Source organism: Capnocytophaga canis (assembly GCF_000827555.1).
In the GTDB taxonomy this organism is placed as follows: domain Bacteria; phylum Bacteroidota; class Bacteroidia; order Flavobacteriales; family Flavobacteriaceae; genus Capnocytophaga; species Capnocytophaga canis.
Genome location: NZ_CDOI01000133.1, coordinates 63,710 through 85,733, shown reverse-complemented (window position 1 = coordinate 85,733; position 22,024 = coordinate 63,710). Strand labels below are relative to the sequence as shown.

The following is a 22,024-nucleotide window of genomic DNA, read 5'->3' as shown; positions in this document are numbered from 1 at the left end:
CGGGAGGCAATAAATACTGTCCTATCCGATGTCGTTTTTTATGGATAGCCCAACTATCCGAATTCCCTCCTTGAATCACAAAATTTTTTACCACGCGATGGAAAACTGAACCATCGAAATATTTTTCCTTGGTCAACAAAATGAAATTTGCTCGGTGATATGGTGTTTCTACAAACAACTCAATATCAATATTCCCGTAGTCAGTAATAATACGAACGTAACGCTCTTTGTGTCTTTTTTCATATTCGAACAAAAAAGGAATTGCACTTTGGGTGGTCAACGGTTCAAATATTTCTTGTTCCTTTTCTGATTTGTCCTCTTTAACTAAGTTCTCTTCCGTGACCTCTTTATTATTTTCAACACTCTCCAATGAATTATTTGCCTTTTGAGGTCTGTCGTTACACCCCAAAAGAATAAAAATGCAGAGCATACTCAGAAAACTATATCTCATAGCCTATTCTTTTGATAATATCCACAGTTTCAGTTTCATTCTCAATGTACGACATATGTCCCCCAATCAAACGACTATATGACGCTTTTGTTTTTTGAGCCAGTTCTACTAAATTCTCTGCGGGAATCAGTTCGTCATTTTCACCAATTATGATATGTTTAGGAACCTGTAATCCTTCAAAAATATGTGTTCGGTCGGGTCTATCTTTCATTCCCAAAGAAGCTGCTTTGATTCCCTCGTTAGGAATTTCCATCGCAATTTTGATAACCTTGTCCACTTTTTGCTTCATCTCGATACGATTTTCTGAACTAAACAAGTTATTTACCGCCGTACGTATGAAAAACGATTTATCTTTATCAATAACTTCCAAGACTCGAAGTCGGTTTGCCTTTTTTTCATCCGAATCAGCGACTGTTGTTGAGTTCATCAAAATTAATCCATTAACTTTATCAGGATATTTCTCTGCAAAAGCGAGTGATACATATCCTCCCATGGAATGCCCTACAAACAAACAAGTATCTATTTTTTCGATTTCTAGAATACGATTTACAGCTTCTGCCATCATTTCCATAGTATGAATTTCCGCTTCGACAGGAGTTTTCCCATGTCCTAACAAATCAGTAGTAATGACACAAAAATCCGACTGTAGAATTTCTGCAAAATGTTCCCAAATTTCACTACTTTCTAAAAATCCGTGGAGTAACATCAATGGTTTTCCTGAGCCTTTTTTGGTGTAAAACGGAATATTTTTCATGTTTGTTTTTATACTAGAATTTACAAAATTGTTTTTTCAGAATCATCTGTATTTTCATCAATGAAAGATTTAACAAGGGGTAACTCTGAACAGAGCCGAAATTTTATGGCAAGAGCTGTATGCAAAAAAGTAAACCCTTGAATTATTTCCATCTATTTTCAGCCTTGTATTTTCCCCATAATAGGGTAGCTAAAAAAGGATTGTCTATGAAAGGATTACGATTTCCTTGAGCTTGTTCAATAACGTTATTGCGATTCTTTTCAATGGTTGAAACGGGGTCTTCAGCATTCCATTTCAGTAGTAAATCAACCCCTCCAGTTGAAATATCCTTGCCAAGACTTTCGTTATATCGCAAATTAAGGTACAGAATCATTCGAGCTACATCACCTTTCCATTCATCTCCTGGATACCAACTGCCATTGATTAATCTTGCTGAGCCACTACCTTCCGTAAATGGATAATTGCCCCGAAGTGTGTTCACTCGCGAGTCGCACACCCGTAAGTGATGTAAATCGGCGATGGCAACCAATCCTAATTTTGAACGTGGATAAACGTGTTCAGTATTGAACGTCTGAGGTTTGTATCCTTTATTCCCTTCATATTCTTTCCAAAAACGAATTTCTCCTGTGTAAAGCAACACCACTTTTTGAGGGTCATTTTCCGACTTATCGGCTTGGTATAAATATTTATGTCTGTCGTAATACTGTAAAATATTTTCGTGCTTTTCAATGGTCAAAGTAGCCAAATCGTTGTATAAATCTGAGTTTTTTTTTGAAAAATCAATATTCTTATAGTACGCCTGTAATTCCTTAGGAATATTGAATTTAACATTTTGAAAATTTGGGTCTTCTTCAGGAATCTCTGTATTTTCCTCTTTTTCAGGTAAAGGTACATTTTGTGTACTACAAGCTACGAAAAATGATACAAGTAAAAATAATATATATTTCATAATTTTGTTTTTATTTATTGTTTTTCAATCACTTACACTGACATGAAAAAAATTTCTGCTTGTTGCTTAAAAACAGAACATATAAATCTCAGCCGTGAAATATGGCTCTTTTGCCCAAATGCTTCACTAAATATCCATCAAATTTCAATTTGAAAAAAAATTGCATAATATCCATATTGTGAGCTATATGAATTATTTAGTTTGTTATATTCAGAACTTTAACCTTCTGCAAATATACAAAACTTTTTACGAAAACTTCATCGATTTGGTTGGTGATATTTTTGTAACGACATAAGTAGGCACTAAAAGCATCAATAAACACAGTATCAACACCCCAATATTAAGGAAAATAACAGAGAAAACATCAATGTGAATAGGCACTTCAGTAACGTAATAAGTAGCTGGATCTAATTTGATAATACTGTATTTTTGTTGTAAAAACAGTAATAAAAACCCGAGAATATTTCCCCAAAACAATCCTTGTGTGATGATGTAGGCTGCATTATACAAAAATATACTGCGTATACTACGGTCGGAAGTGCCTAAACTTTTTAATATGCCAATCATGGGAGTTTTCTCCAAAATAAGCACTAAAATGGCAGTAATCATATTAAAACCTCCCACGACTATCATAATTCCTATGATGAGATAAATATTAAAATCAAACATCCCCAACCATTCAAAAATAAATGGATATTTCTGCATAATAGTCTGCGAATCAAGTGTCGCCATAGTTTTATCATACACCTGATCACCGACTGACTCTATCTTATCAAAGTCATCAACAAAAACTTCAAACATCCCAACTTCATCCTTTTTCCATTGATTGATGCGTTGAATTTGGCGAATATCAACAAAAACATAAGAAGCATCAAATTCCTGAAAACCACTATTATAGATACCTACAATTTTAAAATTTCGTTGATTTGGGACTTGTGAGGTTTCATCTTTAAGAAAAATAGTATGGCAATGGTCTCCCAAACGAAGTTGCAAACGATTAGCCAAATATTCCGAAATAAGAATCTCGTTACTGATTTCATCCGTCGTGAAATCGGGAATACGCCCCTCTTTGAGGAATTCATGCATGACCTCCCAACGATAATCCTCCCCTACTCCTTTTGCTAAAATAGCTTCATAAGTGGTTTCCGTTCGGATAATTCCTCCTTTTGTTGCTACTGCTTGTAAATGCACAATTGAGGGTATTTCGGTAAATTGAGGATAAAAATCTTGATGGATTGAAATTGGTTTTATTGATACTTCTGAAGCATTATTGTCATAATTATAAATTTGGATATGCCCTTGAAAAGTAACAATTTTTTCACGTATTTTTCGTTGCAACCCACCTCCTGTGGCAATAGCAATCAACATCATAACCATTCCTAAGGCAATTGCCGTAATCGCCATTTTGATAATTGGAGAAGAAATCGTACTTTTACCCGATTTTGAAAATATAATTCGTTTCGCTATGAAAAAGGGAAAATTCAATGGTCTGTTTATTTTAAGAATGGTCAAAAATACGTTTTTTTTGCTATTTTTAATCACTTCTTGTAAAAATTATAGCCAAAAAAACACAAGTAACGGAATTTCTGAAAAAGAAATTGTATTGGCAAGTAACCGTATATGGCTATATATAAACGACTTACAAAATAAAAAAATTGGTATTGTAACGAACCAAACAGGAATCATCAAAAACAAAAAAGGAGAATACACTCACCTGGTCGATTCGCTAATCAGTCGCAAAATAGACATCCACAAAATATATGTCCCTGAACACGGATTTCGTGGTGAAGACGATGCCGGAGAAATCGTCAAAGATGGTAAAGACTCAAAAACGGGTATTCCCATCATTTCACTCTACGGAAAAAATAAAAAACCTTCTCCTGAACACCTGAAAAATATTGATGTAATTTTATTTGATTTGCAAGATGTAGGTGTCCGATTCTACACGTATATTTCAACTCTACACTACGTGATGGAGGCTTGTGCCGAACTAAATATTCCTGTAATCGTACTGGATCGACCAAACCCTAACGCACACTATATTGATGGGCCTGTTCTAGAAATGGAACAACATAGTTTTGTAGGTATGCACCCAGTTCCTGTAGTCTACGGAATGACCATTGGAGAATATGCACAAATGATAAATGGAGAAAAATGGCTTAAAAATCAAATAGTTGCAAATTTAAAAGTGATTCCTTTATCTAATTATACACACCAAACCCCATATAGTTTACCCGTAAGACCTTCGCCAAATCTACCTAACGATGTTGCCATAAATTTATACCCAAGTTTGTGTTTCTTCGAAGGTACAAATGTAAGCATGGGACGAGGAACTTCATCTCAATTTCAAATTTATGGATCTCCTTATTTAGAGAAAACTAACTTTCAGTTTACACCACAACCAAATCTGGGAGATAAAAATCCTAAATTCAAAGGAAAAGTGTGTTATGGGGAAAATTTAACCAATCATCCACGAATGTCAGCCTTGAATTTGTCTTGGTTACAAAAAGCGTTTGAGCAATCGAAAGGCGTGAAAATAGATTTTTTTAATAACTTTTTCAACAAACTCGCAGGAAATAAGAAACTTAAGGAACAAATTATCCAAGGAAAAAGCGAAACCGAAATTCGTGAAACATGGCAAAAAGATTTGACTAAATTCAAAGAAATAAGAAATAAATATCTGATTTACAGAGATAAATAAAATAATATAATCTACAACAACCACCGAAAAGCACATCATTTAGATAGTAGAGTCTACCCCATGAGTATTTTAAAAAAGTGTCAGAACATGAGTTATTCATTTATAATACCTGTTTACAATCGCCCTATTGAAGTCGATGAATTATTAGAAACTATTGCAAATCAATCTTTTGAAGGGGATTTCGAGGTCGTAGTCATCGAAGATGGTTCAACCCTTCAATCCAAGGAGATTTGTGATAAATATGCAGATAGGCTGCATATTACCTACTTATACAAGCCCAATTCTGGCCCTGGAGATTCTCGTAACTATGGTATGCAAAAAGCTCATTATGACTATTTTATAATTTTAGATTCCGATTGCCTACTACCCGAACATTATTTAGAATCCGTAGATGATTTTCTGAAAAGACAGTATGTAGATTGCTTTGGTGGCGCCGATGCTGCTGATGAAAGCTTTACGGACATTCAAAAAGCAATCAATTATGCCATGACCTCTTTACTCACCACAGGAGGCATTCGTGGCAATAAAAATGGAATAGGGAAATTCCAACCCCGAAGTTTCAATATGGGGCTTTCACGCAAGGCTTTTGAAAGTAGTGGGGGTTTTGGAAGAATACATCCTGGAGAAGATCCTGATTTAGTAATTCGATTATGGCAAAAAGGGTATCAAACGGCATTTATTGAAGAAGCGTTTGTCTATCACAAACGTCGTATTTCGTGGAAAAAATTCAAAGAGCAAGTCTGCAAATTCGGACAAACACGAGCTATTTTAAATCATTGGTATCCACAAACGAAGAAAATAACTTTTTGGTTACCTTTTCTATTTTCAACAGGATTAATCTTCTCTTTATCAGTTGCTTTCATAGGAAGATTGGAAGGATTATACATCTACTGTAGTTATTTCATCATAGTTCTGCTTCACAGTTCAAGGGAAAACAAAAGCACAAAAATTGGATTTTTGACTATATGGGCGATTTTAGTACAGTTTTTTAGCTATGGATTTGGTTTTTTCAGAGCTACTACAAAATTATTTTTGTACAAAAAAGAACCTGAAAAATTATTTCCTCATTTATTTTTTCGTCGAAAATAAACTTTGTTAAAAGAAAGAGTTTATTTATCCCAAATACTACGGATGAAATTGCAAAATATCCGAAACAGGTACACTTTGATTACAGAATTTTAGTTTAAAATTTGTTATATCTTCTTTTAATTATCAGCCAATTTGGTTTGATAATAACTTGATTTATCCTAGTTTGTCTCAATCAATTTTTCTTTTTTTTAACACAGAATATGGCCATAAAAAATTTGTTTCTTTCTTCTGGTTTTTGTACCTTTGTCCTTTGGAAATTAAAACCAAAAAAGAACTTTTAATGAAATATCAAGAAAAGAAAAAAGCGGTTATTTTACTTGCTGATGGCACCGCTTTCTACGGAAAAAGCGTAGGAAACGACGGTACTGTTTTTGGAGAAGTATGCTTCAACACGGGAATGACAGGCTATCAAGAAATTTTTACAGATCCCTCCTACTTTGGGCAGATCATGGTAACAGCCAACGCCCATATTGGAAACTACGGAATTAATGAGGACGAAAATGAGTCCGATGGCATCAAAATTACGGGCTTGGTTTGTCGTAATTTTAGCTATGATCACTCCAGACCAAGTGCTTCTGGTTCATTGAAAGATTTTTTCGATAAAACCAACTTAGTAGCCATTTGCGATGTAGACACTCGTGCATTAGTAGCTCACATTCGTGATAATGGTTCAATGAACGCCGTTATTTCAACTCAAACCGATGATTTAGAGTTTCTTAAAGAAAAATTAAAACAAATTCCTGATATGAAAGGTTTAGAATTGGCTTCGAAAGTGTCAGTTACTGAACCTTATTTTTTTGGTAATGAAAACGCCAAATACAAGGTTGCCGCTCTTGACTTTGGAATAAAGAAAAACATTTTGAGAAATATGGCAAAACGCGATATGTACATAAAGGTTTTTCCGTATGACACTCCTCTGGAAGAGTTAAAGAAATGGAATCCTGATGGATATTTTCTATCAAACGGACCAGGAGACCCTGAGCCTCTAACAGAAGTTATTGCAAAAGTGAAACAAATGATAGCAGAGGATTTGCCTTTGTTCGGGATTTGCTTAGGACATCAAATCATTGCTTTGGCAAACGACGTCCCAACTTTTAAAATGCATAACGGACACAGAGGAATTAATCACCCTGTAAAAAACTTACTTACAGGAAAAGGAGAAATCACCTCTCAAAATCACGGTTTTGCGGTAGATAGAGAACAAGCAGAAGCTAATAAAAATATTGAAATTACGCACGTTCACCTCAATGATGATACCATTATGGGAATTCGTGTTAAAGGCAAAAAATGCTTTAGCGTTCAGTATCACCCTGAAGCAGGACCAGGACCAAACGATGCTACTTATCTGTTTGACCAATTTGCGGAAATGATGAAAAATAATTAGCAGATAAGAATTTTGCAAAGAACGATTTGAGTTAAATCATTCTTCATTAAAAATTATTAATCGATAAAAAGAAATTTTAATTAAATAATAGAAAATATGAGTATTATTGTAGGCGTACACGCACGACAAATTTTGGATTCAAGAGGAAATCCAACAGTAGAAGTTGATGTTATAACAGAAAACGGACATCTTGGAAGAGCAGCTGTTCCTTCAGGAGCTTCAACTGGTGAATATGAAGCAGTTGAGCTTCGTGACGGAGGGAAAGATTATATGGGTAAAGGTGTATTGAAAGCCGTTGCTAACGTTAACGAAATCATTGCTGAGGAAATTATTGGAATGAGTGTTTTCGAGCAAAATCTTATCGACAGAACAATGATTGAACTTGATGGAACACCAAACAAATCAAAATTAGGAGCTAATGCAATCTTAGGTGTTTCTTTGGCTGTTGCAAAAGCTGCTGCTGCTGAATTGGATTTACCTTTGTATCGTTATGTAGGTGGAGTTAGTGCACACACATTGCCTGTTCCTATGATGAACATCATCAATGGAGGTTCTCACTCTGATGCTCCGATTGCTTTCCAAGAGTTTATGATTATGCCTGTAAAAGCAAAAAACTTCTCTCAAGCTATCCAAATGGGAGCAGAAGTTTTCCATAACTTGAAAAAAGTACTGCACGACAGAGGATTAAGCACTGCTGTGGGTGACGAAGGAGGTTTTGCTCCAACTTTTGAAGGAACAGAAGACGCGTTAGATTCTATCAAAAAAGCAGTAGAAAATGCAGGTTACAAATGGGGCGAAGAAATTAAAATCGCTTTGGATTGTGCTTCATCAGAATTCTATGCTGACGGAAAATACGATTATTCTAAATTTGAAGGAGCTTCTGGAAAAGTTCGTACAAGACAAGAACAAGTTGATTACTTAGCTGAATTAGTTGAAAAATATCCAATTATCTCAATCGAAGATGGTATGGACCAAAACGACTGGGAAGGTTGGAAAATGCTTACCGAAAAAATCGGACACAAAGTACAATTAGTTGGAGATGATTTGTTTGTAACAAACGTTTCTATCCTTGAAAGAGGAATTGAAAAAGGGGTTGCTAACTCCATCCTTATCAAAGTAAACCAAATCGGTACACTTTCTGAAACGATTGCAGCAGTGGAAATGGCTCACAGAGCAGGTTACACTTCGGTGATGTCACACCGTTCAGGAGAAACTGAAGACAACACTATCGCTGATTTGGCTGTTGCATTGAATACAGGACAAATCAAAACAGGTTCAGCTTCACGTTCTGACCGTATGGCAAAATACAACCAATTGATTCGCATTGAAGAAGAATTAGGATTGGTAGCGTATTTCCCACAAGAAAAAGCATTTAATGTGAAGTAATTCTTTATTTTAGCTTTATTGAACTATCCAAAAATGTTTTACGAATTGATTTTGAGTGTTTTATAAATATTCTTATCAAAAGTAAAAAACATTTTGGATAGTTTTTTATTGGATAAAATTTAGATGATACATAAAACTGAAATACCCAAATTACTACTGAAAATCAAATAAATACTTCTCTACTTTAACTACTCAATCAATCTCTCCAAAACAAAAAAGTCTGCCAATTATGACAGACTTTCCGCTTAAAACTAACTATTCACTTATGAAAGAAATAATTTGCAAACTTCTTTACATAATTTGAACTGCAAATGAAATATAAAAAACACTACTAAATTAATTCCCTTTGCAAATAACAACTACTAACAACGAGGCAAATATAATAGGTTTTTTTGAAATTACAAAATTTATTTAGATTTATTTTAAATTATTAAAGTGTATTTTTATACTTGACAAATAGATGAAGTTTATAGGAATATAGACCTTGAATTGCAAAAGGTTTACTGATAGACTTTTCTTATTAAACTTTTATGAACAACAAATCCAAGCTACACTCTTCACAGTAGGAAAAAATGAAACTTGGATGTGTATGATCTATACCGATTTTTTTAGACTCAAACAAACTATAAATCTCCAATATTAAGATAAGGTTTAACCTCCTCTATTGGTATTTTGACCTGAAATGCTCCATTAACGTACGAAGCTATTTCATAGGGATTATAAAGCAAAATTAAATATTCTTTCGTAAAGCCAATATTCTCGGGAAAAGTAAATTTATTATCATCAAACCAAAAATCATTTTCAGTTGGATTGGTGGCAGAAACAATTTTTCGCTGTTCATTGAAGTGTATTTCAGCAATTTCAGATACTTTTTCAATATCTGAAAATAAATTTTCATTGGCAATAAGTGTTTTTGTTTCGATATCAAAATTCAAAAAAATAGTTGTCAAAAGCTCATGAGCTCCTCCAGTATAGGCATATCTATCCGAAACCAAAGAAATGATTTTTTTATTCTGAAAGGAAATACTATCGCTCAAGTTCAATTCAAAAGCAGGAATATCAGGAAAATGTTCATGTAATTTATTATAGTCATCGACAAAAAGCTTTACAGCTTCAGAAACTGACGAAACATTAGTCGCCAAAGAATCTATCTGATTGCTCAATAGAAAGTTAATTACCTGTTCCTCAATTTCACGGTTGAAAAAGTCAGCAAAGGCTGTTGGTTTTTTACAAACTAAATAATTTATAGTAACAGAAAGGCAATTATCCATACAATTTTCATTAGTATGCTCAATTACTTTCTCTGTAAATTTAGGTTCAGATGAACAAGCCGTCAAAAGAATTCCTAAAATGATAGCAATATATTTTTTCATACCCGTGTAATATTGAATTTATTTTTCTTTCTGCACATACAAGTTCCTACAAACCATAGCAGAAAGGTTGATCTCTTTATTATGAATTGAAACAATCATAGAATTATCAAACTTTTCTTTACTTTTCACAATAATTTCATCGCCTAAAGTAATCGAAACTTTACTCAAATAGCGAAGAAAATCTTTAGAAGTATTTTTCACTGCTATACAGATTCCTTTTTCATTTTTATCAAGTTCACTAAGCAGTGTTTTTGTTGTTTTTTCATAGAAACCGTGTTTGTTAGGAATTGGGTCACCATGCGGATCTTTTTCTGGAAATCCTAAAAAAGCATCCAACCGTTCTATAAGTTTTTCAGATTCAATATGCTCTAATTCTTCGGCAATTTCATGAACTTCATCCCAAGAAAAATCTAATTTTTCGACCAAAAAGACTTCCCACAAACGATGCTTTCTCACTATGTAGATGGCTTTATTTCTCCCCTCTGTAGTCAAAGTAACTCCTTGGTATTTTTTATAGTTAATCAGCTTTTTATCAGCCAATTTTTTCAACATATCAGTCACAGAAGAAGCCTTTGTATTCATTACCTCGGCTATGGCATTGGTGCTCACTTCTTCTTCCTCTTCATTAAAAAGGTGGAAAATTGTTTTCAAGTAATTTTCTTCGGATAGGGTCATTGATTTTGATTTTTTATAAAAAATCCGTCCATAGCGGTTTTCAAAATATAGTAAAACCAACATGGACGGTTTAATTCTTTAAATCGATTTATTCGTTTTCTAATTCCATAAACAAAGCTTTCAATTCTGTAGCATCATGAGGCTTGATTTTTCCTGCAAGCACCAAACTGAGCTGTCTTCGACGTAAAGCCCCTTCATAACGAACCTTCTCAAGTTCTGTCTCTGGCTGAATTTCAGGAACTTTGGTAGGTCTTCCTTCATCGTCAATGGCTACAAATGTGTAAATAGCTTCATTGGCTTTGAGACGTGTTCCATTGTCAAAATCCTCAACCCAAACATCAATATATACCTCCATAGAGGTGGAAAAAGCTCTTGAAATAGACGCTTCAACCGTAACAACACTACCTAATTGAATGCTGTGATTAAAAGCCACGTGGTTCACCGAAGCTGTCACCGTCGGACGAAGTGAATGTCGTTGAGCCGCAATACTCGCTGCCCTGTCCATTCGTGCTAAAAGCTCTCCTCCAAACATATGATTCAAGTGGTTAGTTTCCCCTGTGAGAACTAAATCCGTTAATATTGTACGCGATTGAGAAGGTGTTTTTTTCTGCATGTAGTTATTATGTGATGTGAAAATTATTCGTTTGTTAAAATCCAGCCTCCTTCCAATTTCTTAGTGTCTTTTTCTGCTTTGATTTGTTGTTTCAAAGCCTCTGCTTCTGCCATGCTGTCAAATCCAGCATAACTCACTTGATATAATCCTTTGGCATTGATTCCAATAACAGCAGCATTTTTAAAACCTAATTTTTTTAATTGAGCAACTTTGGTATTTGCGTTTTTCTCTTCTTTAAAAGCACCAGCTATCACTTGATATTTTTTTACTTTGGCTGATGAGTTAGCATTCGTTTTTTTAGTCGTCTCCTTAGGTGTAGTTGTTGCCACAGGAGTAGTCTCTTTCTTATTCGTTTTTACTTCTGTCTTATTCTGGTTTGTCGGCTTTGAAGTTGCAACATTTTGAGAAGCAGAAGACTGAGAAACATCATTATCTTTTGGTTTTAAAGCATCTACTTTTGTTACTTCCACAGGAATAGCTGAAAAACTCATCGGAATATTTAAAGTAGCTTCACTCAATTTTTGTTGTACTTTTTCTTCAATCTGATTTTCAGCAAGCATCATCTCTTCATTGTTTTCCAAAGGCTCTCCAAAGAAAGTGATTACACCAACAGTCAACAAAATAAGACCAACAACTGCAACTGCGGTATATTTAACGAACGAACGTTTTTTCCCTTTTTTAACAGGTTGCTGCTCTGAATCTTCAGCTTCTTCTCTGTTCTCTGGCACTGTAGGTTCAATACTCGGTTTGGGCACCACAGGGTCTATGGTAGGAGATACCTGATTTTCAGCGATTTTTTTATTGGACATTTCATTAATTTCGTGCGGAACAAAAGGCGACATACCAAATGAATCCGTGAGATAATTTACATCTTCAAATGCCTCAAAGGAAACTTTTCCCTCCGGGGTTTGCCTAAAAAGACCTATATTTTTCAACGAAAGATTCTCACCACGGGTCAAAGCCTTTTTCCAAGAGTCCACTGTGGAATTTACATATTCTTCAACCAATTTATAATCAACTCCTGATGTTTCTGAAATATGTTTAAGCAATAACCCATCGTTAGAGTTCAAACTTGCATTAAAAGTGAGCTCTCTTTTTGGGGGTGAAAATGTTTTATCTTCAAACAACTTTGCGGACTTTCTGTTAGAAATAAAAGCCCCAAATTTAGGAATTATAACACAAGGATGCTTGTAAAGCAATTCCTCCACGTAAATGTTAAGATCTTTCATACAAATAATATTTTAAGTGTTGAAAATAAACTAATTAGCCATGTTAGAGTCCCAAAGATAAGCAAAAAAAATATTATATACAAATATAATTTTCTTTGAAAAGATTAACGTGTTTATTTTCAAATATTTAAGCGTTTTATTTTAAGTGAAAATTATGTGATTTTTATCCAAATTCAAATTGAGAAAGACGTCTCCAAACACCTAACCTCATCCTATTCAATCCCATGAAAATAGGGAACAAAGTTGCAAAAATACGAATTATTTTGGCATATACAACACCTATGCCCAGGTAAAAAACAATACAAAAATGATTATGATACCGATTATATTTTTTACTTTTGCATTCATATACGTTTTTATTATGATAGTTGATTGTATCCCATTTGACCAAATCCGTTTTTTTTCTTCATTCATAAGTGACTACGTAAGTGAAAAAGAAACCTTACGTACATTGTACCACCGTTTTCCATCAGTGGAAAACTTCGAAAAACAGATTCTTGAGAAACAGCAACAATTTTCAGATGAAGCTCGAGTGCTATTGGTAAACTCCTTAAGGGAACAGTATGCTTCTCTCAAAACATCGGATAAAGTACAAAAAAACATCGCTAAATTAGGGGATAGAAACACGTTCACTATCACAACTGGACATCAATTGAGTTTATTTACAGGCCCTTTATATTTCATTTATAAAATCATTTCCGTCATCAACACATGTGAAATACTATCAAAAAAATACCCTGACTATCATTTTGTTCCCATCTATTGGATGGCTACCGAAGACCATGATTTTGAGGAAATTAATCACTTTCATTTTAAACAGCAAACCTTTCGTTGGAATAGTTCACAAACAGGGATGACAGGAAATTTTGATACAACAACATTGGACGCTGTATTTTCATCCTTTATTTCGAATCTGGGAGTGGGTAAAAACGCTGAGTTTCTAAAACAACTTTTTGAGAATAGTTACCTAAAAAACAAGGATTTAGCATCTGCTACTCGATCTTTAGTGAATACTCTTTTTGAAAACTACGGCTTGGTGATTATCGATGGAAATGATTCAAAGTTAAAGAAATCGTTCGCTTCTTTTATGCGAAATGACATACTAAAAAACACTGCATATCAAGAAGTTAAAAAAACAATAATACAAATTCAGGAATTAGATAAAATATATCCAACACAGGTAAATCCTCGTGAAATCAATTTATTTTACCTAACAGAAAAAGGCCGTAATAGAATTGTAATAACCGAAAATGGTTATGGAGTCCACGAAACAGAAATGTACTTCACTGAAAAAGAATTACTTAATGAACTCGAAAATCATCCTGAGCGTTTTTCTCCTAATGTGATCATGCGTCCTCTGTACCAAGAGGTTATATTGCCAAATTTGGCTTATGTTGGAGGAGGTGGCGAAATTGCTTACTGGTTGGAATTAAAAAGCTTTTTTGATAGTGAAAAAATTGTTTTTCCTATACTGATGTTACGAAATTCAGCTGTTTTTATAACTGATAAACAACACAATAGAATAAAAAAAGCAGAAATGAAAATTGCTGATTTATTCCTTAAATCAGAGAATCTTAAGAACATATATGTTCAAAAATTAAGCGAATTTCCAATTGATTTCTCAGAACAAAGAAAAGCACTACAAAACCAATTTGCAAATTTGTATGTACTGGCAGAAAAAACAGATAAAACTTTTTTAAACGCTGTCAAATCACAAGAAATTAAGCAATTGAAAGGATTAAATAATCTGGAAAAACGCTTGTTAAAAGCTCAAAAAAGACAACTTTCCGAAAAATTAGAGCGTTTGACAACGTTGCAAAGCGAATTGTTTCCAAATGGATCGTTACAGGAACGTTTTACTAACTTTTCGGAACTATACTTAGAATATGGCGAATCATTTTTTGAAGTTTTAAAAAATGATTTTAATCCTTTTCATTTCGAATTTTTAGCTGTGAAATAATGTCTTCCTCTTGACTTAAACTATTCAAGAAAACTAACTTTCTTTGCGAGGTCTGCTTTTTTGTAGATTTTATTTTCTTTTCAAATGAGCTACGACCAGTTCCAATTCTTCGTACCATGCTTCTCCGAATTTACGGATGAGTGCATTTTTAACAAACTTATATACAGGAACTTGTAACTCCTTTCCTAAACTACAAGCGTCACTACAGATATGCCAACGATTGTAGTTTACCGCCGTAAACGAAGTGTATTTTTGTAATCGAATTGGATACAAATGACACGAAATTGGTTTTTTCCAGTCAATTTTACCATCGTTGTACGCCTGTTCAATGGCACATAATGCCCAGCCTTTTTCATTGCGAACCACATAAGCACAATCGGCATTGTCAATAAGAGGAGTTTCCCATTCTCCATCTTCACCTTTGATGTATACACCTTGATTCTCAATAGATTCTCGTCCCTTTTCCGTTAGATAAGGAGCTACTTCTGGGTAGATACGCTCTAAAATTTTCAATTCTTCATCCTCTATTGGAGCTCCTGCATCCCCCTCAATACAACAAGCCCCTTTACAAGCGTTCAAGTTGCAAACAAACTCATTTTCAATTATATCCTCTGATATAATGGTCTCCCCTATTTGTATCATACGTCCGAATTTTATAAAGATACTGCTTCTCAGTCGGCAAAAATAGAGAAAAGTTTTTAACTCTCGCTCTTTTAAAGTTAGTTTAGAACGTTCCCAAATTTGTCATTTATGAATTAATAATATATCTTTGTAGCTATCTAAAAAACATTCTGTATGAACAATAAACATAAAATACTGTTAGTAAGTATATTAGGAAGTATTTTTTCTTGTAATAATACTATGAAGCAAGAATCCGATTCGTTTACACTAAACGGAAAGTTACCTACAAACGTAAATGAAAAAGTATATTTATTGGAGTATAAAAACCGTGAATATACCGTTGTAGACTCGGTAGAAGCGAAAAATCAAACCTTTACGTTTAAAGGAAAGTTACAAGAACCTTTAGTGCACGCTATTCGATTAGGAAATTCAGGAAAAAGGGCTAATTTTTTCTTAGAAAACGCTGATATCTCCATAACTCTCAACGATAATTGGCAAATTTCAGAAGCCTTTGGCAGTGAAAATACTGAATTATTCAAGAAGTATGATGATTTGAATGCGACAAAACGTATAAATTTGGACAGTTTACTCCAAAAAGACAACAGTTCGCCTGTTATAGCCTATTTTTTAGCAAGAAATGCCTATTTATATGACTACGAATCTTTAATTTTACTTCGAAAAAGGATAAATCAAAATTTATCAAGAAACACTTATATTGAAGAACTTGATGGAGCTATCACTCAATTGGAAAAAATACAACCTGGACAAGTTGCTCCTGAGATTGTGATGGAAGACTTAGAAGGAAACACCATTTGCTTGAGTGATTTGAGAGGGAAAGTGATACTTATCGATTTCTGGGCTTCGTGGTGTCCCGACTGTCGTAAGGAAAACCCTGAACTGGTGAAACTCTACAATCAATATAAGGACAAAAATTTTACCATATTAGGCGTGTCGTTTGACCGAAAAAAAGACGATTGGAAAACCGCGATTGCGACCGACGGACTAACTTGGACACACGGATTCGTTGAAGGTGCGTGGAAAGCAGAACCGATAAAGACATACGCTATCCGTTGGTTGCCGACAGCTATGTTAATTGACGAAAACGGAATTATCGTAGCTCGAAATATTGACCACAAAAAACTTATTCCAAATCTCGAAAATCTACTAAAATAAGCATAATGAAGGACTTATTTGGACAAGCATTATTAGACTATCAACAAGGAAATTATACGGAAGACATCAAAACGGAAACTTCTATTTCAGAGGAAGATGTATTGCCTTTGCCCTATCTATTTCGTTCTTTTTCAGAGATGCCTCCGTTAGAGAAGAAAGCTCTACAATTAGCGAAAGGAAAAGTGCTGGATATAGGATGTGGTGCAGGAACTCATGGACTCTATCTGCAAAATGAACGAGGATTGGAAGTTCATTCGGTTGATATATCACCCAAAGCCATTGAAGTCTGTAAATTACGAGGTCTACAAAATGCTTATGTTGGAGATATAATGACCTTTGAAGGGCAATTTGATACCATCTTACTACTGATGAATGGAGCTGGGATGTGTGGACGACTTCGCAAAATGGGAACTTTTTTTGCTAAAATCAAAAGCCTTTTAGCTCCAAAAGGACAAATATTGACTGATTCGTCTGACATCATATATATGTTCGACCAAAATGCGGATGGCTCCTACGACGTACCTTTAGAGTTTGATTACTACGGGGAACTAATGTATTTAGTAAAATATAAAGGCGAGAAAGAACCTCCTTTTCCGTGGTTATATGTGGATTACAACACCCTACAAAACGTTGCTCATTCTGTTGGATTGAATTGCGAACTCATTGCAGAAGGAGAAAATTTTGATTATTTAGCTCGTTTGGAGCATCTTTAATCTCAAAATGTCTGTATTTATGTCATTTGTTTAATTGCATCTGATACTACACTGAAATTCTTCAAACAAAATTTGAAAGACAACTTAAACTCATAAAACACTAAAAAAAATACTGAAAATAGCCGATATATATGATTATTACAGAAAATATTTGTAAAACCTACGGTTCGCACATAGCATTAAATGATGTTTCACTACATGTTCCAAAAGGGAGCATTTTTGGGTTATTAGGCCCAAATGGGGCAGGTAAAACATCCTTGATTCGAATCCTTAATCAAATTACATTCCCAGATTCGGGAAAAGTTTTTTTCGATGGTGAACCGCTACAAAATAAACACATATACCAAATTGGATATTTACCCGAAGAACGAGGGCTTTACAAAACAATGAAAGTAGGCGAACAAGTGATGTATTTAGCTCAACTTAAAGGTTTATCAAAAATAGAAGCTAAACAGAGACTTAAATTTTGGTTTGATCGGCTAAATATCGGTGATTGGTGGAATAAAAAAGTACAAGAACTCTCTAAAGGAATGGCTCAGAAAATACAATTTATGGTTACCGTACTTCACGAGCCAAAATTACTGATTTTTGATGAGCCTTTCAGTGGATTCGACCCTATCAATGCAAATATTATCAAAGACGAAATCCTATATCTACGTGAAAAAGGAGCAACTATCATTTTTTCCACTCATCGTATGGAGTCTGTAGAAGAAATATGTGATCACATCGCATTGATTAATAAATCAGAAAAGATTTTGGAAGGAAAATTAATTGATGTAAAGCGAAAATTCAAAAATAACACATATGAAGTTGGTTTAAAAATCGATGAAAATCGAAAAAAAGCCATTTTAGAAGACTTAAAACAATATTTTTCCGTTTCAGAAGCTAATTTTAAGAGCTTATACGACGACTTGAAAATCAATATACACAAGAAGGACGAACAATCCACAGGAGAGTTACTACATTTCTTACAAACAAAAGCTGAAGTAACTCATTTTGTTGAATCTATACCCTCTATGGATGAGATTTTCATTAAATCCATCAAAGAAAGAGAAGCGAGAATATCAACACCAAACTCTGATTAGTACAAATGTATCACTGCACACAAAAAATTAAACGTAGAAATATCTAATGAAACACATAGGAATTATTACCAAACGAGAATATCTCAATAAAATACGCAATAAATCATTCATCATAATGACATTTGTAAGTCCACTAATAGTGGTGGTTTTTGGAACTTTGATAGGATATCTAACAACAATCAATAGCACAAGTAACGTAAAAAAAATCACTATTTTAGATGAAAGTGGTTTTTTTATGGACAGTTTCAAAGATTCTGAAACAATAAAGTATACTTTTCTTGAAAACATAACTCTTTCGGATGCAAAATTAAATGTTTTAACTGAAAATTCATACGGATTACTGCATATCCCCTCAAAAACAACACCTAAATGGAAAGAAAACATCGAATTTTTCAGTGAAGAAACTCCAAATATTACCCTTCTTAATCAATTATCAAACACATTAGAGGATGCTCTTTTTGAATTAAATCTAACTGACAAAGGAATGAACAAAAATGAAATCGACAATGCTCGTGAAAGCATACACATTTCTTTATCAAATTTCAGTGGAGAAAAAAGTTCTGAACTGAGTAGTATCATCAAAATCGCTATCGGAGGCATCGCAGGATATTTGATTTTTATGTTTATTATCATCTATGGAAATATGATTATGCGAAGCGTCATCGAAGAGAAAAGCAATCGGATTGTAGAAATTATCATCTCTTCTGTAAAACCCTTTGAATTGATGTTAGGGAAAATTTTTGGCACTTCATTAGCGGGACTTACACAGTTTTTAATCTGGATGGTTTTCGGTGGACTTTTGATGACTATTACAACAAATTTTTTAGGCATCAGTCCATCATCAACCAACGAAATTGTGATGACTAAATCGGGAATGGATAGAATTACTTCCGAAATTCTGGTTGCATTTTTCCAATTTCCGTTTATGGAAATGTTTGGAGCTTTCCTATTATATTTCATCGGAGGATATCTTCTGTACAGTTCTATTTATGCTACCATAGGAGCTATGGTGGATAACGAAACGGACACGCAACAGTTCCTGATGCCTGTCCTTATCCCCTTGATTTTAGCAGTTTACATCGGATTTTTCAGTGTTATCGAAGAACCTCATGGCACTGTTTCAGTTGTGTTTTCGTATATTCCCTTGACCTCGCCTGTAGTCATGCTGATGCGAGTTCCCTTTGGAGTCTCGTGGTGGGAATTACTAATTTCAGTTGTAATTCTGTATGCTACTTTCTTCCTTTTTATCGGAATTGCTGCCAAAATTTACCGTATTGGTATACTAATGTACGGCAAGAAACCTACGTACAAAGAAATTTTAAAGTGGTTAAAATATTAAATGCGATTGTACTAAAAGTCATTAACATCTGACTTTTTGGCTTAATAGACATTTTTGATTGAAAAGTACAAAGAAATAAAAATCAAACATATTTCAATCCACTACGAACATAAAAAAAGTAAAGACGCCCCAACGGACGTCCTTACCGATAATATTTCAATTTCTTATGCTTTTTTGGTCACAATGCCCAAAGCCTCAAGCTCCTGACTATGAGCAAACACAACTTTGGCGTAAGCCACAAACTCACTGTACTGCGGGTAAAGCTCATCGAAGAATTTGTCGCGAACTTCGGTGGCTTTTTGAGCCTCGGCGGTTTCTTTTTTCTGACTTTCTTTCAGGGCGATGACTTCTGTGAGTTTATTTTGTACCGCTTTCAAATCTTCTTCTTTGATGTTGATAGACTGCAACTTAGTTAAAAACGATGGGTTTTTAAGCAATTGCGAATAGAAGTTCCCCACTTGCACCAACCAATCGCTATATGCCGTTTTGCGTTTCCCTGCAAAGTCGAGCGAAGCACCTGCTAACGTATCGCCCTTAAAAAGGATTTTACAGAAAGCCAAATGCTTGGTATACAAATCATTGATTTCGGAAAACTTTTGGTCGAATTTCTCTGTTTCGGCATATTGCTCGGCGTATTCCGTCTTTTGGATTTGGTGTAACTCTTCCAAACGCACCACTTTTGTTAAAAGCTCATCAAGTTTTTCGGTAGTATAGCCCAACAGCCCCATCTGCTCCTGAATGTTAGGCAATTTCCCGTTAGAAAACGCCAATCGCATTCGCTGAATCCATTCCTCCATTGAAATATGTACGTTTCGCTTCTTTGGAGTTGATGTTTGCTCATTCTGATTCAGATTTTGGTCATTCTGATTCAAGTTTTGTTCGTTCTGATGTAAATTCTCGTTCATAATAATTGTGTTTTTGGTGTTAAACTTTTAATTTTCTATTGATTTTATAGATTTTTACTTGCAGGAAATGGATTTTTACCGGTCAGAATCCATTTCTTGTCAGTCAAAATTCATTTCCTATCAGTCAGAATCCATTTATTGTTGGTCAAGATTGATTTCTTGTTAGTCAGAATTCATTTCCTGTTGGTAAATATTGATTTCTTATGGGTCAGAACTTATATAATGTAGGTCAAACCTTACTTCTCTGCTGTTAGAATGCTTTTCTGTACAGAAATTATCAAAATCCTGTGGGTAAATACTCATCACTTGCAGGGAGTTCTTATGATATACGCAGCAATATCCGTGCCGTAAGTGGTAAAAATTCAGCGGATTAGTATTAAAATGCTGTTAAAAACAAAAGACGCCGTGGGGGCGTCTGTGAAAATCAATATAAGTATAATTTCTATGACTTTGGGTTATTAACTATTGAGCTAATATAAGCTTTTGCTCCCTCCAAACGAAATTTGATATCCCTATTACCAAAGAAAATTTTATAACGTGATTTCATATCTTCAACTTCTTTTGAATCCTTGCTTCTATAACCAACTACTGTAATTTCAGCGTCTTTTCGTACCATTCTTGATAACAATTGTCTCATCTCAAAATCGGCAAATGGTAATGAATAACCAATAAAAACGATATGATCGGATTCTGAAAGTTCTATACCTGCATTTTGCCAAATTATTTTATACTGAGGATTGGATAAATCTTTTAAGAAAGTAGGCATTATCAAGTTTGAAATCAACTTGTGAGAATCTCCATCACCAAAATTCTTCTCACAATGCCGACAAAGCTCAGGATTTTCGTTTATTGCAATTTTTTGATTGAATGCCACATACAATCTTTGGCATCTTGGACATTGAAGCCAGTTTAGTGACCCGTGTAACTTTAATAACTTAACATTAAATCCTCCTTCTCCTAAAACTTCCAAACCAGGTTTAATTGAATTATCATTTTCTTCATAAGAACTGATATAACAACAGTAATCAACAACCCCCTTGGGTTCTGTATGGCTATGTTCTAATACATCCTTTATAGAATTATCTAACAATATATCCCAGTTTGTACTTAAAATAGCAACGCTATCGAGGTTAGGGTTATTCTTGTATTTACCATTTGCTCGTTTGGAACATCTTTCTACAATAAACCTAGCGAAATCCTCAATATAGTCCTTATTACAATCTGTCAAAATAAGATCGAATGTTCTAGAAATTACGTATTGCATCGCTCCTCTAACATCTCGCAACTTATCAACAGATAAATCTCTGAAAACAATATTATCAAGGATAGCACGATCAATAGGCGTAAAAATATCTTCCAAAGGGACTTTCGTTTTTTCTTCCTCTGAAATACCCAATGTATTAGTCAGAAACTTATCAAACTTATCAAACAACGATTTATTAAAAAAATCCGACTTCTCTTTATATGTATCGAATATTTCTCCAATCAATTTTTCTTGCGACGGAGCACCCGCTTCTATCGAAAAGCCAGCTCCTAAAATATAAGTTGTTTTCCCCATTATTTCTGTAAACTTATTTTGATTATTTTTATCAAAAAGGGCGAATTATAATTCGCCCTTACTATT

20 protein-coding genes are annotated in these 22,024 nt (G+C 34.3%); 9 read left to right on the top strand and 11 right to left on the bottom strand.

Annotation, left to right across the window (positions count from 1 at the left end; all coding sequences use genetic code 11):
- The 4 genes from CCAND38_RS11490 to CCAND38_RS04035 all read right to left on the bottom strand — a co-directional run.
- Nucleotides 1–451, bottom strand: a 451-nt coding sequence (locus CCAND38_RS11490; protein WP_042343991.1) for a peptidylprolyl isomerase, incomplete at its 3' end; no start/stop codon positions are given.
- Nucleotides 441–1,205, bottom strand: a complete 765-nt coding sequence (locus tag CCAND38_RS04045; RefSeq protein WP_042343980.1) for an alpha/beta fold hydrolase — start codon at nucleotides 1,203–1,205, stop codon at nucleotides 441–443. The genes CCAND38_RS11490 and CCAND38_RS04045, both read right to left, overlap by 11 nt.
- Nucleotides 1,206–1,347: 142 nt before the next feature.
- Entirely contained in the window at nucleotides 1,348–2,154 is an 807-nt protein-coding gene (locus CCAND38_RS04040) for an endonuclease I family protein (protein WP_042343979.1), read from the bottom strand.
- Nucleotides 2,155–2,400: 246 nt separating this feature from the next.
- Complete coding sequence (locus CCAND38_RS04035; protein WP_042343978.1) at nucleotides 2,401–3,558, bottom strand: ABC transporter permease; 1,158 nt, start codon at nucleotides 3,556–3,558, stop codon at nucleotides 2,401–2,403.
- Nucleotides 3,559–3,658: 100 nt separating this feature from the next.
- Between CCAND38_RS04035 and CCAND38_RS04030 the strand changes: the two genes are divergently transcribed.
- From CCAND38_RS04030 to eno, 4 genes are all read left to right on the top strand, one after another.
- Entirely contained in the window at nucleotides 3,659–4,855 is a 1,197-nt protein-coding gene (locus CCAND38_RS04030) for an exo-beta-N-acetylmuramidase NamZ family protein (RefSeq protein ID WP_082024948.1), read from the top strand.
- An 87-nt stretch (nucleotides 4,856–4,942) separates the two neighbouring features.
- Nucleotides 4,943–5,944: a glycosyltransferase family 2 protein gene (locus CCAND38_RS04025; protein WP_042009531.1), complete on the top strand. Its 1,002-nt coding sequence runs from the start codon at nucleotides 4,943–4,945 to the stop codon at nucleotides 5,942–5,944.
- 280 nt (nucleotides 5,945–6,224) lie between these two features.
- On the top strand, nucleotides 6,225–7,328 hold the full coding sequence (gene carA / locus CCAND38_RS04020) for a glutamine-hydrolyzing carbamoyl-phosphate synthase small subunit (RefSeq protein WP_042343989.1): 1,104 nt from the start codon (nucleotides 6,225–6,227) through the stop codon (nucleotides 7,326–7,328).
- A 96-nt stretch (nucleotides 7,329–7,424) separates the two neighbouring features.
- On the top strand, nucleotides 7,425–8,714 hold the full coding sequence (eno, locus tag CCAND38_RS04015; protein WP_041994254.1) for a phosphopyruvate hydratase: 1,290 nt from the start codon (nucleotides 7,425–7,427) through the stop codon (nucleotides 8,712–8,714).
- 623 nt (nucleotides 8,715–9,337) lie between these two features.
- On the opposite strand, the gene CCAND38_RS04010 is transcribed toward eno, so the two are convergent.
- The 4 genes from CCAND38_RS04010 to CCAND38_RS03995 all read right to left on the bottom strand — a co-directional run bounded on the left by CCAND38_RS04010 (nucleotide 9,338) and on the right by CCAND38_RS03995 (nucleotide 12,604).
- A complete protein-coding gene (locus CCAND38_RS04010; RefSeq protein ID WP_042343977.1) occupies nucleotides 9,338–10,087 on the bottom strand; it encodes a DUF3298 and DUF4163 domain-containing protein in 750 nt (249 codons plus the stop codon).
- Nucleotides 10,088–10,105: 18 nt separating this feature from the next.
- The gene (locus CCAND38_RS04005; RefSeq protein ID WP_042009534.1) at nucleotides 10,106–10,762 is read right to left on the bottom strand and encodes a metal-dependent transcriptional regulator; all 657 of its coding nucleotides are present in this window, start codon (nucleotides 10,760–10,762) and stop codon (nucleotides 10,106–10,108) included.
- An 88-nt stretch (nucleotides 10,763–10,850) separates the two neighbouring features.
- A complete protein-coding gene (locus tag CCAND38_RS04000) occupies nucleotides 10,851–11,375 on the bottom strand; it encodes an acyl-CoA thioesterase (RefSeq protein WP_042343976.1) in 525 nt (174 codons plus the stop codon).
- 23 nt (nucleotides 11,376–11,398) lie between these two features.
- Nucleotides 11,399–12,604, bottom strand: coding sequence for an HU domain-containing protein (locus tag CCAND38_RS03995; protein ID WP_042343975.1), 1,206 nt, complete (start codon nucleotides 12,602–12,604; stop codon nucleotides 11,399–11,401).
- Between the two features lie 361 nt (nucleotides 12,605–12,965).
- Here CCAND38_RS03995 and bshC point away from each other — a divergent pair, with 361 nt between their 5' ends.
- On the top strand, nucleotides 12,966–14,564 hold the full coding sequence (gene bshC, locus CCAND38_RS03990) for a bacillithiol biosynthesis cysteine-adding enzyme BshC (protein ID WP_042343974.1): 1,599 nt from the start codon (nucleotides 12,966–12,968) through the stop codon (nucleotides 14,562–14,564).
- A 69-nt stretch (nucleotides 14,565–14,633) separates the two neighbouring features.
- Here bshC and CCAND38_RS03985 read toward each other — a convergent pair whose 3' ends face one another.
- Nucleotides 14,634–15,206 carry a DUF3109 family protein gene (locus tag CCAND38_RS03985; protein WP_042009493.1) on the bottom strand — a complete coding sequence of 191 codons (573 nt, stop codon included), beginning with the start codon at nucleotides 15,204–15,206 and terminating at the stop codon, nucleotides 14,634–14,636.
- A gap of 153 nt (nucleotides 15,207–15,359) precedes the next feature.
- Between CCAND38_RS03985 and CCAND38_RS03980 the strand changes: the two genes are divergently transcribed.
- From CCAND38_RS03980 to CCAND38_RS03965, 4 genes are all read left to right on the top strand, one after another.
- Nucleotides 15,360–16,358: a TlpA disulfide reductase family protein gene (locus tag CCAND38_RS03980; protein WP_042343973.1), complete on the top strand. Its 999-nt coding sequence runs from the start codon at nucleotides 15,360–15,362 to the stop codon at nucleotides 16,356–16,358.
- Between the two features lie 5 nt (nucleotides 16,359–16,363).
- Nucleotides 16,364–17,071 carry a class I SAM-dependent methyltransferase gene (locus tag CCAND38_RS03975; protein ID WP_042009495.1) on the top strand — a complete coding sequence of 236 codons (708 nt, stop codon included), beginning with the start codon at nucleotides 16,364–16,366 and terminating at the stop codon, nucleotides 17,069–17,071.
- 131 nt (nucleotides 17,072–17,202) lie between these two features.
- Nucleotides 17,203–18,156: an ABC transporter ATP-binding protein gene (locus CCAND38_RS03970; protein WP_042343972.1), complete on the top strand. Its 954-nt coding sequence runs from the start codon at nucleotides 17,203–17,205 to the stop codon at nucleotides 18,154–18,156.
- Nucleotides 18,157–18,202: 46 nt separating this feature from the next.
- Entirely contained in the window at nucleotides 18,203–19,495 is a 1,293-nt protein-coding gene (locus CCAND38_RS03965; protein ID WP_042343971.1) for an ABC transporter permease, read from the top strand.
- A gap of 164 nt (nucleotides 19,496–19,659) precedes the next feature.
- Here CCAND38_RS03965 and CCAND38_RS03960 read toward each other — a convergent pair whose 3' ends face one another.
- Both CCAND38_RS03960 and CCAND38_RS03955 read right to left on the bottom strand, forming a co-directional pair.
- On the bottom strand, nucleotides 19,660–20,400 hold the full coding sequence (locus CCAND38_RS03960) for a PQLLE family protein (RefSeq protein ID WP_197066325.1): 741 nt from the start codon (nucleotides 20,398–20,400) through the stop codon (nucleotides 19,660–19,662).
- Between the two features lie 442 nt (nucleotides 20,401–20,842).
- Entirely contained in the window at nucleotides 20,843–21,958 is a 1,116-nt protein-coding gene (locus tag CCAND38_RS03955; protein ID WP_042343970.1) for an SIR2 family protein, read from the bottom strand.
- Nucleotides 21,959–22,024: the final 66 nt, after the last annotated feature.